At 57.9% G+C, this 18642-nt stretch carries 16 protein-coding genes and 6 tRNA genes; 20 read left to right on the plus strand and 2 right to left on the minus strand.

Features of this window, described 5'->3' with window-relative positions; all coding sequences use genetic code 11:
* The first annotated feature begins 97 nt into the window (after positions 1 to 97).
* The 6 genes from ACI5FR_RS31800 to ACI5FR_RS31825 all read left to right on the plus strand — a co-directional run bounded on the left by ACI5FR_RS31800 (position 98) and on the right by ACI5FR_RS31825 (position 688).
* Positions 98 to 171: transfer RNA gene (locus ACI5FR_RS31800), tRNA-Met, on the plus strand.
* A gap of 11 nt (positions 172 to 182) precedes the next feature.
* A tRNA-Val gene (locus ACI5FR_RS31805) sits at positions 183 to 258 on the plus strand.
* 34 nt (positions 259 to 292) lie between these two features.
* Positions 293 to 369: transfer RNA gene (locus tag ACI5FR_RS31810), tRNA-Asp, on the plus strand.
* A gap of 52 nt (positions 370 to 421) precedes the next feature.
* A tRNA-Phe gene (locus ACI5FR_RS31815) sits at positions 422 to 497 on the plus strand.
* 6 nt (positions 498 to 503) lie between these two features.
* Positions 504 to 589, plus strand: a tRNA-Tyr gene (locus ACI5FR_RS31820).
* Positions 590 to 612: 23 nt separating this feature from the next.
* A tRNA-Lys gene (locus ACI5FR_RS31825) sits at positions 613 to 688 on the plus strand.
* A gap of 54 nt (positions 689 to 742) precedes the next feature.
* On the opposite strand, the gene ACI5FR_RS31830 is transcribed toward ACI5FR_RS31825, so the two are convergent.
* Entirely contained in the window at positions 743 to 1984 is a 1242-nt protein-coding gene (locus tag ACI5FR_RS31830) for a nickel-dependent lactate racemase family protein (RefSeq protein ID WP_405462087.1), read from the minus strand.
* 139 nt (positions 1985 to 2123) lie between these two features.
* Between ACI5FR_RS31830 and ACI5FR_RS31835 the strand changes: the two genes are divergently transcribed.
* The 14 genes from ACI5FR_RS31835 (at position 2124) to hisIE (ending at position 15038) form a co-directional block, all read left to right on the plus strand.
* On the plus strand, positions 2124 to 3071 hold the full coding sequence (locus ACI5FR_RS31835; protein ID WP_405462090.1) for an MraY family glycosyltransferase: 948 nt from the start codon (positions 2124 to 2126) through the stop codon (positions 3069 to 3071).
* A gap of 89 nt (positions 3072 to 3160) precedes the next feature.
* Positions 3161 to 4273: a PucR family transcriptional regulator gene (locus ACI5FR_RS31840; RefSeq protein ID WP_405462093.1), complete on the plus strand. Its 1113-nt coding sequence runs from the start codon at positions 3161 to 3163 to the stop codon at positions 4271 to 4273.
* Positions 4274 to 4363: 90 nt separating this feature from the next.
* Positions 4364 to 5485 (plus strand): ABC transporter ATP-binding protein, encoded by a 1122-nt coding sequence (locus ACI5FR_RS31845; protein WP_405462096.1) that lies wholly within the window; start codon positions 4364 to 4366, stop codon positions 5483 to 5485.
* Between the two features lie 233 nt (positions 5486 to 5718).
* Entirely contained in the window at positions 5719 to 6663 is a 945-nt protein-coding gene (hprK, locus tag ACI5FR_RS31850) for an HPr(Ser) kinase/phosphatase (protein ID WP_405462099.1), read from the plus strand.
* Between the two features lie 66 nt (positions 6664 to 6729).
* Positions 6730 to 7671, plus strand: coding sequence for a prolipoprotein diacylglyceryl transferase (lgt, locus tag ACI5FR_RS31855; RefSeq protein ID WP_405462101.1), 942 nt, complete (start codon positions 6730 to 6732; stop codon positions 7669 to 7671).
* Between the two features lie 49 nt (positions 7672 to 7720).
* Positions 7721 to 8380, plus strand: a complete 660-nt coding sequence (gene ppaX, locus ACI5FR_RS31860) for a pyrophosphatase PpaX (RefSeq protein ID WP_405462104.1) — start codon at positions 7721 to 7723, stop codon at positions 8378 to 8380.
* A complete protein-coding gene (locus ACI5FR_RS31865) occupies positions 8377 to 8877 on the plus strand; it encodes an acyltransferase (RefSeq protein WP_405462106.1) in 501 nt (166 codons plus the stop codon). The genes ppaX and ACI5FR_RS31865 overlap by 4 nt, the downstream gene beginning before the upstream one ends.
* A 229-nt stretch (positions 8878 to 9106) precedes the next feature.
* Positions 9107 to 10282, plus strand: a complete 1176-nt coding sequence (locus ACI5FR_RS31870; RefSeq protein WP_405462109.1) for an ATP phosphoribosyltransferase regulatory subunit — start codon at positions 9107 to 9109, stop codon at positions 10280 to 10282.
* Positions 10283 to 10308: 26 nt separating this feature from the next.
* A complete protein-coding gene (gene hisG, locus ACI5FR_RS31875) occupies positions 10309 to 10953 on the plus strand; it encodes an ATP phosphoribosyltransferase (protein WP_405462112.1) in 645 nt (214 codons plus the stop codon).
* A 16-nt stretch (positions 10954 to 10969) separates the two neighbouring features.
* On the plus strand, positions 10970 to 12256 hold the full coding sequence (hisD, locus tag ACI5FR_RS31880; RefSeq protein ID WP_405462115.1) for a histidinol dehydrogenase: 1287 nt from the start codon (positions 10970 to 10972) through the stop codon (positions 12254 to 12256).
* Between the two features lies 1 nt (position 12257).
* A complete protein-coding gene (gene hisB / locus ACI5FR_RS31885) occupies positions 12258 to 12863 on the plus strand; it encodes an imidazoleglycerol-phosphate dehydratase HisB (RefSeq protein ID WP_405462118.1) in 606 nt (201 codons plus the stop codon).
* 1 nt (position 12864) lies between these two features.
* Entirely contained in the window at positions 12865 to 13485 is a 621-nt protein-coding gene (hisH, locus tag ACI5FR_RS31890; RefSeq protein ID WP_405462119.1) for an imidazole glycerol phosphate synthase subunit HisH, read from the plus strand.
* Positions 13486 to 13521: 36 nt separating this feature from the next.
* Positions 13522 to 14280, plus strand: coding sequence for an imidazole glycerol phosphate synthase subunit HisF (gene hisF / locus ACI5FR_RS31895; protein ID WP_405462121.1), 759 nt, complete (start codon positions 13522 to 13524; stop codon positions 14278 to 14280).
* Positions 14277 to 15038 carry a bifunctional phosphoribosyl-AMP cyclohydrolase/phosphoribosyl-ATP diphosphatase HisIE gene (gene hisIE, locus ACI5FR_RS31900; RefSeq protein WP_405462124.1) on the plus strand — a complete coding sequence of 254 codons (762 nt, stop codon included), beginning with the start codon at positions 14277 to 14279 and terminating at the stop codon, positions 15036 to 15038. The genes hisF and hisIE overlap by 4 nt, the downstream gene beginning before the upstream one ends.
* A 1860-nt stretch (positions 15039 to 16898) precedes the next feature.
* Here the strand turns inward: hisIE and ACI5FR_RS31905 are convergent.
* The gene (locus ACI5FR_RS31905; RefSeq protein WP_405462126.1) at positions 16899 to 18509 is read right to left on the minus strand and encodes a type 2 periplasmic-binding domain-containing protein; all 1611 of its coding nucleotides are present in this window, start codon (positions 18507 to 18509) and stop codon (positions 16899 to 16901) included.
* Positions 18510 to 18642 lie beyond the last annotated feature (133 nt).

Here is an 18642-nt window from a genome sequence, read left to right on the forward strand (position 1 = left end):
CCCAAGAGGCCGAAGGGGGCGCTTTGCTAAAGCGTTAGGGTGTAACAGCCGCAAGGGTTCGAATCCCTTTCTCTCCGTTTTCCCTTCATCAAAATATGGCGGCGTAGCTCAGCTGGCTAGAGCGTACGGTTCATACCCGTGAGGTCGTGGGTTCGAGTCCCTCCGCCGCTATCTTGTATCTCGGAGGCTTAGCTCAGCCGGGAGAGCATCTGCCTTACAAGCAGAGGGTCGGGGGTTCGATCCCCTCAGCCTCCACCATCTTGTCCTCAACCAGGACGAGACATTATATTGCGGAGCCGTGGTGTAGAGGCCTAACATGCCTGCCTGTCACGCAGGAGACCGCGGGTTCGAATCCCGTCGGCTCCGCCACTTTACCTTGCCGGGTGAAGTGACCGGAACCTTATTTTTTTGCCCTGGACATGGCTCGGTAGCTCAGTCGGTAGAGCAGAGGACTGAAAATCCTCGTGTCGGCGGTTCGATTCCGTCCCGAGCCACCATACCATGGAGGATTAGCGAAGTGGCCAAACGCAGCAGACTGTAAATCTGTTCTCTGACGAGTTCGGTGGTTCGAATCCATCATCCTCCACCATATCCCCTCATGATTCGCATCATGAGCCATTAGCTCAGTCGGTAGAGCACCTGACTTTTAATCAGGGTGTCGTAGGTTCGAGTCCTACATGGCTCACCAGTTTTTGAAATAATCCACCTCCTTTCTTCCCGGAAAGGAGGTTTTTGGTTTGCCTCATCCGTCCTCCCGGACGAACGTAAGCGCCCCATACGGCAGGACGGCGACTCGGGTCAGACCGGAAGCGACGCAAGCCCTCGCGGTCTCGGTAAGATCGTGGGTAGGGAGGAGCCCCGTCAGCTCCACGATCGCATCCGGGATGTCCGAGTACAAGTACACCGTGCATTGCGCCAGCACCTTATCCAAATGCTCCACCTTGTGCGCCCCGAGCGTGAACTGCTCCTTCAGCCGCGCTACCATCATAGCCCGATCCGGCATGGTCTCCATCCAATATTGAAAGATGCCGTTGCCGAACCGCTCCGCACAGCTCGCCACCAGAACGATCGCACCTCCGGGACGCGTGAGGGAGGCGGCATTTTGCAGCGTCTTGAGTGCCTGGTACAGATGCATGTCCTTCGGATGGCCGCCCGCGGAAGCGATGACCATATCAAAGGGACCGGCGGGGGGCACCAGGAAGGAAGATACGGCTTGCCGCAGACCTACCCGGTGAGCCTCGAGCAGATGGCCCGCTACGGCTCCACCAACCGTCCTGTTGTGATCCACGATTACGTTTAGCAGGAACGTGGGGGGCAAGTAAGGCACGACTTCCTCCAAGTCCCGATGAATCGGATTATCCACATGCCCAGGTTGGACCTGGAATTGTTGAGACAAAGCGTGGTTGTGCTCGATGCAGCGCAAGGAGGCTACTCCGGGGACGATCGCTTTGACACCTCCTGAGATCCCGACCAGACGATGGGGTTCGATATTACCCGTCGCTACGATCAAGTCGGCGGTCGCGGCGTGTCGATTGATTTCAAAAGGAGTGCCTCGTGTACTCGTCCCCAAATAAACACAATCTTCTGGCTGAGCCGAGTGGTTGAGTACGGATACCCGCTTGTACACGTCCGGGCCGGTCAAAGTTTTCAGCTCCGCTGCACTAAGCTTCCGATGAGCGCCGAGCGCTACAACGATGCGGATCGCCTCGTCGGGAAGACCTCCCCGATTCAGCTCCTCGAGCAAGTACGGCAGCAACAGGTAGCTGGGGCACAAGCGGGAAGGGTCGCTGATAAGAATGACGGCCGAACGCTTTCCTTGGGCTACCCGGTGAAGCGGCTCCGAACCGATCGGGTGAGCCAGGGCTTGCCGTAACAGCGATGCAGCATCGGCGCTAGCCTCCAGGCGGTATGTAATCTCTTGGACGGTTGCTTCAGCCGGCAATCGGACGGGCACCGTTGTCGATCCGTATGGCAACTGATACATTTGGCTCGCAGCCCCTTTCAACAAATCCCTCCACTATTTATTGCCTTTCCGCGTTCGGCTCATCCATCCAGAATGACCCTTGTCGTTTTCGGAGAGGCTAAAGGACAAAGGACAGAAGAGCGGAAAGGAGCCTAACTGCATGCAAGCCTTTATTCCTTTTATAACGAGCTTTCTCCTCGTGGTCGGCTTAGTGCCCTTGATGCGCTATGTGGCCTTGAAGGTCAGCTTCGTCGATCGCCCCACCGTGCGCAAAATACATGCCCATCCGATCCCCTTAATGGGAGGTATCGCCATCTATCTGGGCTGCCTGACAGCCTTGTGGCTGTTCGACGGATTCAGCAATCGGTTCATTACGCTTCTCACAGGTGGAACGGCACTTCTGATCATTGGCCTCGTGGACGATTGGTATAAAACCCAGGGCCGGGAATTTCCGGTATGGCCTAGACTGCTCGTCTATATAGCCGCATCCGCCGTCCCGATCTGGCAAGGCATCCAGATTGAAGGGATCTCCAAGGTTGGCGGCAGCGGGATGTACATATTTCCAGTGGGACTAAGCGTGCTGGCCACGATGGCTTGGGTGTTCGGCATCATGAACATGATCAATTTTATCGACGGAGTGGACGGTCTGGCGTCAGGCATTGTCACGATTTCGGCAGGGACTTTGCTGGTAGCGGCGCTGCTCGTGGGGGAAGAAGGGTCCGCGGTCATGGCCGCCATTGTCGTTGGGGCGAGCTTGGCGTTCCTCCTCTTCAACTTCTATCCGGCCCGGATTTTCATGGGGGATGCGGGGGCGGTGTTCTTGGGCTACGTACTAGCGGTACTGGCGATTGACGGCACGCTCAAGCAAGCGACCTTCGTCTCGATTGCCGTTCCCGTGCTGGCGATGGGAGTGCCGATCCTCGATACCGTTATTGTTTTTGGCCGGCGCCTGCTGAGCGGTAAAGGCTTGCACCGGGCGGACAAGCTGCATACGCACCATACGCTGATGAAGTGGGGGCTTTCGCAGACCCAAACGGTTTCCTTCCTATATTTAATAGGAGCGTTGTTCTCCCTGCTCTCGATCATCATCGTCCTGACCTCGACCTGAGCCGCTGCCCCGTTGCACAAGGCGCTTGGGTTTTCATCCTCTCCTAAAAAGAGTATCATGGGAGGTAGACTAACAACGGGGGGATGACGGTGACCAACTGGAACTTGATCAAGCAACAGCTAGAGCAAATACTGAATACAGCCATTCGCTTAACTTCGTTCCCCGCAGCCGAATGGAGCCGCATGGACCCGAACGGGTCGATCGCCGCCTCGAAGAGCATCGTTCATGAACATACCCGCTATTTTTATTTATACAAGGACGGAAGCTCCGTCTACGCCCTGGCCATCGACGAGCCGCTCTTGACGCCATCCGAGCAGCAATTGGTGGAACTGACGCTCGAAGCTTACCGGTCTCAGGAAAAAATGCAATCGCTCTCACCGGTGTCCGACGATGAACGCAAAGCCGGCGCGATCCGCAGTTGGATCGTACAAGAGCTGGAGGCCGGAATCACGGAGGGCGAGATGCCCGAGATGGTAGCTTCGTTGTTTCCTTTTTATACGTCCAAAATTCCGATTCTCTTATACGGCGACTATTCCGATCAGCGCAAAACGAATTACCAGGAGCTGAAAAAGCTGCTGGAAACGTTCTTCGAAGGCGATGTCGTCCTGCTCCCGCTGCTGGACAAAGAATGGCTCATTCTCGTCCCGGAATCGCTCTTGCTGGCCGGAAGCGACGCCGGAAAAAACGATGGAGAGGAAGAGGCGCTCGAGGATACGCTCGAATCTATCTGCGACGGCCTGCACGAAATGCTGGCGAGCGAATGGGTAGGCGAATGCCACCTCTCCGTTTCGTACCCGATCCGGCCATCCAAGTCGATGCTGCAGACCGTCGTTCGGCTGCGCGAAGCGATCACGCTCGGGCAGACGTATCACGTGACGGAATACATCCATTTGCCGTGGAAGCTGCAGATGGAGAAGCTGCTGCACTGGATTCCAGAGGAAGAGAAGGCCGAGTTCGTCGAACGGGTGCTGAAGCGCATGGACGCGCTGCTCGATCTCGAGATGCTCACCACGCTGGAGCAGTTCCTGGCGCTCGATTGCAATGTGAGCGAGACGGCGAAGCGGCTGTTCATCCATCGCAATACCTTGTTGTACAGGCTGGATAAGTTCAAGCAGGAGACCGGACTCGAGGTGCGCAACTTCCGCCATGCGGTCCTTGTGTACATTGCCTTACTATTGTACAAAGTGACGAAAAGAAACTAATTTTTTTGTAGGCAATGTGCATAGTCACGGGTCCGGCGGTAGGTTAAGATAGGTCTATGATTAATTTATAATTATTAGGGGGAATCAACCATGGCAGGTGTCCGCTTATCTCATGTCGTGAAGAAGTATCCTGGCGCTGCAGAAGACACAGTAAAAGACTTCAACCTCGAGATTAAGGACAAAGAGTTCCTGGTACTCGTAGGCGCGTCCGGTTGCGGCAAGTCCACGACGCTCCGTATGATCGCTGGCTTGGAGGAAATCACTTCCGGAGAACTGTACATCGGCGACCGCCTCGTGAACGATGTGGCACCGAAGGACCGCGACATCGCGATGGTGTTCCAATCCTACGCCCTCTACCCGCATATGAACGTTTATCAGAACATGGCGTTCGGTCTGAAACTGCGTAAATTCAAAAAAGCCGAAATCGACGCTCGCGTGCGTCAAGCGGCCAAAATTCTCGATATCGAAGTATTGCTCGACCGCAAGCCGAAGGCTCTGTCCGGCGGTCAGCGTCAGCGCGTTGCCTTGGGCCGCGCCATCGTCCGCGATCCTCAAGTCTTCTTGATGGACGAACCGCTTTCCAACTTGGACGCCAAACTTCGCGTACAGATGCGCGCTGAGATCAGCAAGCTGCACAAGCGTCTGGAAACGACGATCATCTACGTAACCCACGACCAGACGGAAGCTATGACCATGGGCGACCGGATCGTCGTTATGCACCAAGGGATCATCCAGCAAGCCGCTACGCCGGAAGAGATCTACAACTACCCGGTGAACATGTACGTGGCAGGCTTCATCGGCTCGCCTTCGATGAACTTCATCTCCGGCAGCCTGTCGGAATCCGGCGGTCAAGTTCGCTTCAAGGCTTCGGGCGTAGACGTGGTAATGCCGGACGGCAAAGCCCAACTGTTGAAAGAAAAAGGCTACATCGGCAAAGAAGTCGTATTCGGGATTCGTCCGGAAGACCTGCACGATGAGCCGATCTTCATCGAAGGTTCCCCGAACAGCATCGTGAACGGGAACATCGAAGTCGTGGAGAACCTCGGTCACGAAATGCAGCTGTACTTGAACGGCATCGGACCGAACCCGGTTGTCGCTCGTCTGAACTCCCGCACGTCCTTCAAGGACGGCATGAGCGTGAAGCTGGCATTCGACATGAACAAGGTCCACATCTTCGACAAAGAAACCGAAAAGAACGTTCTCCTGAGCTAATCAGGATCGAAGTAGGGTCAGCCCAGCGCTGGCCCTTTTTGTTTTGGTCCGGGGTCCACAGGAAAGAATTCGCCTCTACTCCGGAGGCCTAGCGGCACATTGTGGGGGATGACGGTTGCGTTCCTCGCATTATTTCGATACGATGGCTGTAGGAATGTAACAAAGGCTGAGGCACCGACATCAGATCGGACCCGGTACGCAGAACGCCGGGTCTAGCATAAGGGGACTTGAACATGGGGAAAAAGACGAAGGTGTCCGACCTCGTCCAGGCGTTTCAGCTGGAAGTGCTGGCAGGCGAACAAGGATTGAACCGGTTGATCAAGGTGGCCGATCTGTATCGGCCCGGGTTGGAGATCGCGGGCTATTTTGCCTATCATCCGAAAGAGCGGGTACAAATTCTAGGGAAGACGGAGCTGACCTTCTTCGAGACGTTGACCGCCGAGGAGCGCCGGGATCGCATGCAGCGCATGTGCGCGGAGGAGGAAACCCCGTGCTACGTCATCACGCGCGGCATGACGGCGCCGGTCGAGATCCTGGAGGCGGCTGACGAATACGGGATGCCGATCTTGCGTTCGACGATCGCCACCACGACGCTCGTCAGCCGGATCACCGGCTTCCTGGAGAACAAGCTGGCGCCCTCGACGACCATCCATGGCGTACTGGTGGACGTGTACGGCATCGGGATGCTCATTACCGGGTCCAGCGGCATCGGGAAGAGCGAGACGGCGCTGGAGCTCGTCAAGCGCGGCCACCGGCTCGTCGCCGACGACGCGGTGGAGATTCGCCAAGTGGCGGAGAATGTATTGATCGGCAACGCGCCGGAATTGATCAAGCATTTGCTCGAAATTCGCGGGGTCGGCATCATCAATGTCATGACGTTATTCGGGGCGGGCGCGATCCGCAATGTGAAGAAGATCACCCTCGTGATCCGGCTCGAGACGTGGCAGCAGGACAAGGAGTACGACCGACTCGGGCTCGACGAAGAGACGACGCGTATTATCGATACCGATCTGCCGCTCGTGACGATTCCCGTTCGGCCGGGCCGGAACTTGGCAGTTATCATCGAGGTAGCCGGCATGAACTTCCGCCTGAAGCGCATGGGGTATAACGCGGCCCTGCAATTCACGAACAAGCTGACGGAGACGCTCGCGGGCGACCTGGACGATTCCGACGTATAAGCCGGTCGAGGGGCACATCGGCCTCGGGCTTCGGAATAGATTAGAGACCGAAAGGGAGATTAAGGTATGCACGTATTGTTGAATCCGATCGCCTTCTCGCTGGGCCCGATCCCGGTGCACTGGTATGGCATCATTCTCGGCTCGGCGGCGCTGATCGGCCTGCTGCTCGCCGTCCAGGAGGGCAAGAGGTTCGGATTGCCCCCGGAGTTTTTCATGGATTTGCTGCTCATCGGGGTGCCGTCGGCGATCATCGGGGCGCGCATCTACTACGTGGCGTTCAAGTGGGACGCGTACAAGGACAACCTGTGGGAAGTGTTCGCCATCTGGCACGGCGGCATCGCCATCTACGGCGCACTGATCGGCGCCATTATCGGGGCGGTCATCTTCGTCCGCAGACGCGGCTATAACTTCTGGCGCATCGCCGACATTTGTGCACCATCACTCATCGCGGGGCAGCTCATCGGGCGGTGGGGCAACTTCGTCAATCAAGAGGCGCACGGCGGGCCGGTATCCGAATCGTTCCTGCGCGACACGCTGCATTTGCCGAATTTCATCATCGATCAGATGTACATAGACGGCGAGTTCTACCATCCCACGTTTCTCTACGAGTCGCTGTGGAACTTGGTCGGGCTGGTTCTGCTGATCGTTCTGCGGCGCCAAAAATTCCTCCGCGCCGGGGAGTTGTTCCTCAGCTATTTCATTTGGTATTCGATCGGACGGTTCTTCATCGAAGGGCTGCGGACCGACAGCTTGGCGATTACCGCACCGGAATGGCTGCGGAGCTTCGTGGATGCCCTCTGGATGCCGATGACCGGGTTGTTCGAGGCGGGAGCTATGGAATATGGCAATGTAAGAATTTCGCAGCTATTGGCCATTCTATTAATCATCGCAGCGATTGTGCTTATCGTAGTGCGGCGGCGCAAAGGCTGGGCCGAGGAACGCTATAGCGATCCGATTCACTCCACACGCGAACCGGCGAAAACCGTTGAGGCCGGGGAAGGCATTTAACCGCGCGAAGAGAAGATCTGGCTACAGGACCTAAAGGAGACAAGCAGCAATGGGGAGCATCACGACCGTATTATTCGATTTGGATGGCACAATCGTCGACACGAACGAGTTGATCATCGAATCGTTTCTGCATACGTTGGAAGGCATCACAGACAAGGCGTACACCCGGGATGACATTATTCCGCACATGGGGTTTTCTCTGAACGAGCAAATTAAGTTTTTCACCGGACGGGATGACATCGAGGAGCTCGTGAAAAAGTACCGCGCCTTCAACATCAGCAAGCACGATGAGCTGGTGAGGGAGTTCCCCGGCGTACGAGAGACGCTCGCCGAGCTGAAAGCGGCCGGCATGCGTATGGGCGTGGTCACGAACAAAATGCGGATGACGACGCTTATGGGACTGAAGCTGACCGGCCTCGACGCGTTTATGGACACGATCGTAACGGTAGAAGACGTCGCGCTAGGCAAGCCCGATCCGGCGATGGTGATCAAGGCGCTGGAGCAGTTGAACGTGCCCGCTTCCGAAGCCGTCATGGTGGGAGACAGTCAATACGACATCTTGGCGGCGAGAGCGGCCGGAGTGGCAAGCGTAGGAGTGGGCTGGTCGCTGAAGGGCGAAGCGCATCTGCGGCAGTTCGAGCCCACATACATCATCAACCGCATCGGGGAGCTAATCGACATTGTAGGAGCGAAGAGGGAGCGCCTTTGAGGAACACGAAGCGGTATCCCGTAGACGGACCGAACGCGTTATGGCAAATGTACAGCACCGTCAGCAAGTGGAAGGCGGTACGTAATTTTGTGTTTATCCAGATTTCCCGGTACTGCCCTTCGTTGCCGATGAAAAATTGGATCTACCGCCGTGTGTTGGGGATGAAGGTGGGGAAGGAAACGGCGTTTGCCTTGATGGTCATGGTGGATGTATTTTTTCCGGAGAAAATCACGGTCGGGAACAACACCATCGTTGGCTACAACTCCACGCTGCTTACCCATGAGTATCTGATCAAGGAATACCGGTTGGGCGAGATTCGAATCGGATCCAACGTCTTGATCGGTGCGAATGTGACGGTGCTGCCGGGCGTGACGATCGGAGACAATGCCGTCGTGGGAGCCGGTGCCGTCGTCCATAAGGACGTGGCGCCGGGGAGCTTCGTGGTTGGCAATCCGCTGCAGGTGATCCGGGAAGGGACCGATCGGACGGAGGCATAGTGAGGGAAGAATGGGCGAATGTGGAACGATAACCGGGGGAGCGCCTCCGGTTGTTTTGGCGTTGCAAGGAAATTCCAGGAGAGCTAGGGAAATGCCGTTGACGGCGAATCGTGTGCATGTTAAACTTACACATATCTTTATTTTGGTAGCATGGTAATATGGTAGCACATTATCGCGCTAAAGCGATTACCGATAGATGACGAAGCTGCCGTTAATGAGGTGAGTTGACATGTCCAAGCCGAAAGTGTTTGAGAAGCCGACCGGGGTCAAAGATTATTTGCCCGAGGCGGTCGCGAAGCTGCGGCGCATCGAAGCCCGCGTGCTGGATTGCATGCAGCGCTGGGGCTACCGGCAAATCATTACGCCCACGCTCGAGTATTACGATACGGTGGGCTTAGCGAGCTCCACTACCGACCGGAAACTGTTTAAGCTGCTTGACAAGCGGGGGACGACGGTTGTGCTCCGCTCGGATATGACCGCGCCGATCGCCCGAGTAGCGGCCTCGTTATTGAAGGACCATCCGCTGCCGCTCCGGCTGTCGTACCATTCCAACGTGTTTCGCGCTTTCGAGGAGGAGGCCGGCCGGGAGGCGGAATTTTACCAGACCGGCGTGGAGCTGATCGGCGATGCGTCCGCGGAGGCGGATGCGGAAGTCGTGGCGCTCGCCATCGCGAGCTTGAAGGCCGCCGGCGTGAAGCAGTTCAAGATCGCTCTCGGTCATGTAGGCTTTCTGAACGGATTGTTCCAGGAATCGCTGCCTAACCGGGTGAACGAGCAGAACGCGCTGAAGGATCGCCTGCTGCAGCGCGATCATGTGGGGTATCGGACGCTGCTCCGACAGTTCGACCTGTCGGACTCCGTGCGTCAGGAGCTGGAGGGCGTCCTGCGGCTGAGAGGCGGCGAGGAGATCTGCGAGCAGGCGCGTCAGCTGACCCAGGAGCGGACGGCGAGTGACGCGATCCAGCACCTGTGCGAGGTGTGGGACGTGCTGAAGGCGTACGGGGTGAACGAGCACGTGCTGATCGACCTGACGATGATCGGCGATTTCTCGTACTACACGGGCATGACGTTCGAAGGCTATTCCTCCGATCTCGGCTTCCCGGTATGCAACGGCGGGCGGTACGACAATCTGCTGCGGCAGTTCCATCGGCCGGCGCCGGCCACCGGGTTCGCCCTGAAGACGAACCGGATCATGGAAGTGATCGGCTCCGAGCCGGTCGAAGCGCCGTACCGGATTTTGATCCGCTACACGCCGGCAGAGCTGCAGGCCGCCCTGAGCCGGGCGAGCGAGCTGCGCGCGCGGGAAGGCGTGATCGTCGAGACGCTGCGGGTGACGGATGCGGTTCATGGCGCGGGTGCAGTTGGTGAACAAACGGAATATGACGAGATCATTGATTTTCTATAAAAACGAAAAGGAAGGAGCGGCGCTTCATGGGTGATCTATTGAAGGTAGCGGTTCCGAAAGGCCGCATCGTCAAGCATATCAGCCGCTTGTTCCATCAGGCGGGCATCCCGATTCCCGAGGATTTGGACGAGACGCGGAAGTTCATCCTCCCCGCCCCGGAAGTCGGGATGGAGTTCATCATCGCGAAGCCGGCGGACGTGCCGACTTACGTGGAGTATGGCGTAGCGGATGTAGGGATCGTCGGCAAGGACGTGCTGATGGAAGAGAACCGGAACGTCTACGAGCTGCTCGACCTGGGCATCGCGCGCTGCCGGTTTTCGGTGATCGGCTTGCCGACGTGGCAACCCGTACTGAATCCGCGCGTGGCGAGCAAGTTTCCGAACGTGGCTTCCCAATATTTTCGCGAGAAGGGCCAGCAGGTTGAGATTATTAAGCTAAATGGCAACGTCGAGCTGGCGCCGCTGATCGGGCTCGCCGACCGCATCGTCGATCTGGTCGAGACGGGCAATACGATCCGCGAGAACGGGCTAGTGGAGATGGAGACGATCGCGCAGATTACGAGCCGGCTGATCGCGAACCGCGTCAGCTACCGGATGAAGAACGAAGCGATTCAGCTGATGTGCGACCGGCTGCAGCCGGTCATTCAGGCGGCCGGTGTGAAGTCGTCGTAAGAGGAGGGGAATTCGAATGCGTATTATACCAGCCAAGTCGTTTGCCTTGGCGCGTGAAGTGGACTATGGCACGGCAGAGCAGAACGAGACCGTTCGCGCCGTGCTCGAGCAAGTGCGGGCCGAGGGCGACGCGGCCCTGACGCGGTTCAGCGAGCAGTTCGACCGCGTGCGGGTCGAACCGGACCAGCTCCGCGTCACGGAAGCGGAGATCCAAGCGGCCTACGGCCGCGTAGACGAGGCGTTCGTCGCAGCGCTGCGGCAAGCGGCGGCGAACATCCGCCGCTTCCACGAGAAGCAGGCGCGCACCTCGTGGATGGACCTGCAGCCGGACGGCAGCCTGCTCGGGCAGATCATCCGCCCGCTGAAGCGCGTCGGCCTGTACGTGCCCGGCGGCAAAGCGGCGTACCCGTCGTCGGTGCTCATGAATGTCATCCCCGCGCAGGTGGCCGGGGTGCCGGAGATCGTGATGGTGACGCCGCCGGCCACGAACGGCCAAGCCGGCATCGACCCGTACATCCTCGTGGCCGCGGCGGAAGCCGGCGTTCGCGAGATGTACCGGGTCGGCGGCGCGCAGGCCGTCGGGGCGCTCGCTTACGGCACCGCCACGATCCGCCCGGTCGACAAGATCGTCGGCCCGGGGAACATCTACGTCGCGCTGGCGAAGCGCGCCGTGTACGGCACCGTCGCGATCGACTCGATCGCCGGGCCGAGCGAGATCCTCGTGCTCGCGGACGACAGCGCCGACCCGGCGTACATCGCAGCCGACTTGCTTTCGCAGGCCGAGCACGACGAGATGGCATCCGCGCTCTGCGTGACGACGTCGCGCACACTGGCAAACGCCGTCGCCGCCGAGGTCGCGCGACAGCTCGAGGCGCTGCCGCGGCGCGACATCGCCGCGGTCTCGGTCCGCGAGCGCGGCGCGATCCTGCTCGCGGACAGCCTGGACGAGGCGCTCGACACGGTGAACCGGCTGGCGCCGGAGCACCTCGAGCTGCTCGTCGCAGAGCCGTTCGGCCTGCTCGGCCGCATCGAGAACGCGGGCGCCGTGTTCCTCGGCGCCTACAGCTCGGAGCCCGTCGGCGACTACTTCGCCGGGCCGAACCACGTGCTGCCGACGAACGGCACGGCACGGTTCTCGTCGCCGCTGAACGTCGACGACTTCTTGAAGAAGACGAGCTTGATCTCGTACAGCAAGGAAGCGCTGCTGGCGAACGGGGAAGCGATCATGACGCTCGCCAAGCACGAAGGGCTGGAAGCACACGCCCGAGCGATCCAAATTCGCCTGGAGAAGGAAGGGAAGTAGCATGACGATCGAGTCGAACCGGTCCCGCTCGGCGGGTATCGAACGTAAGACGAACGAAACGAACATCAAACTCCACTTCAATGTAGACGGAACCGGCGTCTCCGAGATTGCCACAGACGTGCCGTTCTTGAACCATATGCTCGACTTGTTCACCAAGCACGGACAGTTCGACCTCAAGGTCGAAGCCGAAGGCGACATCGAGATCGACGACCATCACACGACCGAGGACATCGGCATCTGCCTAGGGCATGCGCTGAAGGAAGCGCTCGGTGACAAGCGCGGCATCAAGCGATACGCCAACGTATTCGTGCCGATGGACGAGGCGCTCGCCCAAGTGGCGATCGACATCAGCAACCGGCCGCATCTCGAATACCGCGCGACGTTCCCGTCCAACCAGGTCGGCAGCTTCACGACCGAGCTTGTGCACGAGTTCCTGTGGAAGTTCGCGCTCGAAGCGCGGATTACACTGCACGTCATCCTGCACTACGGCCAGAACACCCACCACATGGTGGAAGCGATCTTCAAAGCGCTGGGCCGCGCGCTGGACGAAGCGACGTCGATCGACCCACGGGTGACCGGCGTGCCGTCGACGAAGGGAGTGCTCTAACGTGATCGCCATTATCGATTACGGGATGGGCAATCTGCACAGCGTGAGCAAGGCGGTAGAGCGGCTCGGCGTAGACGCGGTCGTCACTTCCGATGAGGGCGAACTGATGCAGGCGGACGGCGCGATTTTGCCGGGCGTAGGCGCATTCGGCGACGCGATGCACAACCTGCGCGACACCGGTCTAGGGGAAGCCGTGCGCTACTACGCGCAGTCCGGCAAGCCGCTGCTCGGCATCTGCCTCGGCATGCAGCTGTTGTTCGCCGAGAGCGAGGAGCATGGACACCATGAAGGGCTGGGCCTCCTTCCGGGCCGCGTCGTGCGGTTCCAAGGGGACTACAAGGTGCCGCACATGGGGTGGAACAAGCTGCAGTTCGAACAGCCGCAGCATCCATTGTTCAGCGGACTGGAAGAAGGGCACGTGTACTTCGTGCACTCGTACCATGTGAAGCCGGAGCAGCCGTCGGACCTGCTCGCCACGACCGATTATTATCAGCCGGTCACGGCGATCGTAGGCCGCGGTCAAGTGTTCGGCATGCAGTTCCATCCGGAGAAGAGCGGTCCGCTCGGTATGCGGCTGCTCGATAATTATTTGAAGCTCGTGCAGAATCGTATTCCGGTCTAACCGGCTGAGGATGCTGGGGTAGGGAGAGAGAAGCGCATGCTAGCAAAACGTATCATTCCTTGTTTGGATGTGAAGGACGGACGGGTCGTCAAAGGGGTCAATTTCGTCAATTTGCGTGATGCCGGAGATCCGGTGGAGCTGGCCGCCGTCTATGACCGCGAAGGGGCCGACGAGCTAGTCTTTCTCGACATCTCGGCTTCCGTAGAAGGACGCGCGACGATGGTCGAGGTCGTGAAGAAGACCGCGGGCGAGATCACGATCCCGTTCACAGTCGGAGGCGGCATCTCCAGCGTCGAAGACATGAAGCGGCTCCTTCGAGCCGGAGCGGACAAAATCGGCATCAACACAGCCGCCGTGAAGAACCCTCGTCTCGTAGCGGACGGGGCTTCCAAGTTCGGGTCCCAATGTATCGTCGTGGCGGTAGACGCCAAGTATAACGAGAGCTGGGGCGAATGGGAAGTGTACACGCACGGGGGCCGCAACGAAACGGGTATCCGGGCGCTCGAGTGGGTGAGCGAGGTCGAACGGCTCGGCGCCGGGGAGATCCTGCTCACGAGCATGGACGCCGACGGGACGAAGGACGGCTTCGACTTGAAGCTGACCCGGGCGGTTTCGGAGCGGGTGCACATCCCGGTCATCGCTTCGGGCGGGGCTGGGAAGGAGTCGCATTTTTATGATGTCTTCTCGGAAGGTAAGGCCGATGCCGGTCTCGCTGCGACCATCTTCCATTATAAAGAACTTACCATCGATCAAGTGAAACAAGACTTGAGACAAAAAGGGGTTGAAATTCGATGACGAACCAACTGGGCAGCGACTGGCGCTCGAACATCAAGTGGGATGCGAACGGTTTAGTGCCGGCGATCGTGCAGGACGCCATCAGCAAAGAAGTGCTTATGCTGGCTTATATGAACGAGGACTCGCTCTCTCGGACGGTCGAGTCGGGTGAGACCTGGTTCTGGAGCCGTTCGCGCTCGGAGCTGTGGCACAAGGGAGCGACATCCGGCCACATTCAAAAGGTAAAATCGATCAAGTATGACTGTGACGGAGACACGTTGCTGGTGTTGGTCGATCAAGTCGGACCGGCTTGCCATACGGGCAAATACAGCTGCTTTTACAATGAGATCGTATCGGATAGCTCTTCTAACGCGCCGGCTTCGGCTGTTGAAGAGGCGGCAGCCCAAGCGGCTACCGGATTCATCAATCTGGGCTCGCCGGATGTGGACGTATGTGGGGTACCGAGCCGTGCGGGGCGCTTCGATATCTTGAGCAAGCTCGAGAACGTCATCGCCCAGCGGGATGCAGAGCGTCCGGAAGGAGCCTACACGACGTATCTGTTCGAAAAGGGCATCGACAAAATTCTGAAGAAGGTCGGCGAGGAAACGGCGGAAGTGATCATCGCCGCCAAAAACCGCGACAACGACGAGCTGCGCTACGAGTCGAGCGATCTGATCTTCCACCTGCTTGTCCTGCTGCGCGAAGCCCGCTTGCCGCTCGACGACATCATGGCCGAGCTGGATCGCCGCCACGTGAGCAAGAGCAAAAGCAAAGCTTAATGTTATTAGCTATTCGTGCTGATAAAAGAAGGTGCCGTTCCTCCCTAGAGGGAGGCACTTTTTTTATGGGGTTAATGAGTGGTGAGGTTCGCGCAGGCCATTGTGGTACTATCCCATTGGCTCAGGTGGAGTGAGCAGTTGGGGGTACCTACTCACGTATCGGTTCTTCGAGCCTTATGAGCACTATCCCTTTCGCTCAGGGAATGTGAACAGTAACGTCGGAGTCTCTGGGGCGAGCCCAGGTTGCGGTTTTTCGAGCCTAATAGGCACTATCCCTTTCGCTCAGGGAATGTGATCCGTTAGGTCGGACTTTCTGGAGAGAACTGAGGTACCGGTTTTTTCGAGCCTTATGTGCACTATCCCTTTCGCTCAGGGAATGTGAGCAGTAAGGTCGGACTTTCTGGAGCGAACTGAGGTACCGGTTTTTTGAGCCTTATAGGCACTATCCCCTTTGCTCAGGGATGTGAACAGCAAGGTCGGACTTTCTGGAGAGAACTGAGGTACCGGTTTTTTCGAGCCTTATGAGCACTATCCCTTTCGCTTAGGGAATGTGAGCAGTAAGGTCGGACTTTCTGGAGCGAACTGAGGTACCGGTTTTTCCAGCCTTATAGGCACTATCCCTTTCGCTCAGGGAATGTGAGCAGGAGGGTCGGTCTTTTTGGAGCGAATTGAGGTACCGGTTCTTCGAGCCTTATAGGCACTATCCCTTTCGCTCAGGAACCAGAGCAGTAAGGTAGGACCGCCTAGAACGAACTCAGGTACTGACTTTTCCAGCCTTATGAGCACTATCACCTTTGCTCAGGGGATGTCACCGTTAGGTGAGGAGGGCTGTCTGAGCCAAAGTTGCGATCCGTTGGTATGATTTTACCATTCTGAGCGAAGGGGATAGTGGCGATAGAGGGGTGGAAGGGGCCAAGGGGCCGAAGTTTGCTCCGGGAGCTATGCGCGAGGTTGAGGTAAGCCGACCTGAGCGAATGGGATAGTGGGCATAAGGAGCGATGTAAGGTCTTAGTAGTTGCAGAACGCGAGGGCCGCCAAAGTGAGTGAAAACGACGTAGCGATCAATTGGGCGGTGGTATCTGAGCGAAAGGGATAGTGGCGATAAGGTCCGAAGAGTACAGGGGCCGATGCAGAGGGGAGCTTTAAGAAACGAGGTTAAGGATACCCAATCTGAGCCATGGGGATAGTGGCTATAGGGTCCGTAGAGTCCGTCAATGGACTTGGTAATTGTAGAACGCAGAGGCCGACTGAGTGAAGGCGCTGGTGGAAATGGGGCATCGGAATCGGAGTGAATGGGGAAAGTGGTGCCGGTTTATTAGAGTGGGAGTCCCTACTGAGCGTAACGTAAAGGGATAAGGGCGTTAGGTCCGCTATAGGTCCGGAGAGTCCGATGAAGGGCTCTGGTAAGTGCATAAGGCAGGGCGGCGAATCTGACTGAAGGGTTAGTCGCCTTTTGTGTGCAGCGGTACCGGAGTGGAAGAGATAGTTGCGATCCGGTTGGTATGATTGCTCCGTTCTGAGCGAAGGGGATAGTGGCGATAGGAGGGCGGAAGGGGCCGAGGGCCGAAGTTTGCTCAGGAAGCTGAGTGCGAGGTTGAGGTAAGCTGGCTTGAGCGCAAGGGATAGTAGCGATAGGGTCCGGTCCATAGGGTGAAAGGTAAGGCTTGTGAAAAGAGCTCCTTATTCGAGTAGCCCAACTGCCTGCAAAAAACACGATCCCCTTCACAATGGGGGAGAGCCAGACGGACTAAGGTCTCTGGCTTCCCCACCTGAGCGAAGGGGATAGTGGCTATAAGATCATTCAAACAAGCCAGCTTGTTAGGCTACAGCCCCAGCTACAGAGAGACGAGCGTCGCCGGCTTATTTCACAAGCCCGGCCGCTTTGATCTGCTCGGCGTAGGCTTCGAACAGCTTCGTGCCGTTGTACTTCGTCATCAGCTCTTCGCGGTAAGCCGGCCAGTTCTTGCCGGATTTGTCTTCGAAGATCGCCTTCGCCTGCAGCTCGCGCTGGCGCTTGCGGAACGTCGCCAGGTCGAAGCCGGTAGGCGCGATCAGGCTCGTACCGAGGTACGGGGCCGAAGGGATCGAAGCCAGCGTCTTCTCGATCTGACGATCGCGTTCGGTCTGGGTCGGATCGATGACCGTCAGGCCGAAGACATTCGGCGTCGCCGGCGTGAAGAAATCCCAGATCGTCAACCAGTCGCCCTTGTTCGTAATGTCAGCCGTAATGGCTTCCGGCTTCAGGGTGATCGTCTTCCCGTTCTTGGTGTAGTGCTTGTTCTCTTGGCCATAATGCGTCAGCAGGTAGCCTTCCTCGCTGGATAACCAGTCGAGGATCTCGACCGAACGGGCCACCTTCTCCGGATTTTTCTCCGCCACGCTTTTAGGGAACAGGAACGGGGAGCCCGGTGCAATCCCGGATTGAATCGGGTGACTGCCAAAAGGCGTGAACGGCACCCAGTTCGCGTTCGGGAACAGCGCTTTGGTCTTCGTCTGCAGGCTCTGCGGGTTGGAGTCAAAGGCAAAATCTTTTGTAGCCCCCAGGACGACCCCGACCTTGCCTTGCGCCGCCTTATCCGTGTGTTGTGGCGCCTTGTTCAGGAACCAGTCCGGGTCGACGACGCCTTCGGCGACGACTTTCGAGATATCGTTCAGCACCTGCTCCACGCGCGAATCGGTCTGCATATCGATGAACTTGCCGTTCTCCAGGAAGGTGGCGTAGATCAGCCCGTTCTTCCAATACTCCGGCCAATCGAGCCCGATCCCGTCGCCGCCGGCCGCCGTGGTGAAGCCGTACGTGTCCTTTTTCCCATTGCCGTCCGGGTCGTTGTTGGTGAAGGCGCGCAAGACGTTCAAATATTCCTCGTACGTTTTCGGTACTTGCAGGTTCAATTTGTCCAGCCAATCCTTGCGGATATACCAGGCGCGGTACAATTCCTTGCTGTACGGGATCGGAGCGCGCAGCGTCTTCCCTTGAACCTGATAGCCGGCGAACGTTTTCTCGTCCACCCAATACTTGAAGTAGTTGGGCATCGTCTGAGGCGTGACGAACTTGGAAATGTCGGCCAGAATGCCGTCCAGCGCGTACTTCTGCCCCCCGTCCCCATTGGCGTCCCGCCACATGTCCGGCGCATCGTTCGCGGTGAGCTGGGCGTTGATCTTGTTGATGTAGTCCTGGCCCAACACCATGTAGTCCACGGTCAGCTTCACGTTGAACTTCTCTTCGATCGTCTTCTTGACGAAGTCCTCCTGGTCGCTCGGCAGCTTCGCATTCGCCGGACCTTCGATGAACCATTTGAGGTTCAGCTTCTCTTTTTGCGGCTGGGCTGAGGCGGTTGCGCCGGAACCTGTTGCGGCAGGTGACGCTTGTGACGACGGCTTGTCGGAATCGGCCCCGCATGCGCTTAAGACGGTTGCGACCATCGCAGCGGTTGTAAGCACTTTCAAGTGAGTCATCGGTTTGGCTCTCATTTGTTGGTCATCCCCCAATTCGATTTGGTTGCTCTCGCTCGTTGCATTTTTAACGTTAAGGGATGGGGCGGGAGTTTGCCTATAGATCGTTTTTGCGGCATTCCTCGATTTTGAAAGCGTTATAAAAAGGTTG

Origin of the sequence: Paenibacillus sp. HJGM_3 (assembly GCF_045062745.1) — a bacterium.
In the GTDB taxonomy this organism is placed as follows: Bacteria; Bacillota; Bacilli; order Paenibacillales; family NBRC-103111; genus Paenibacillus_AA.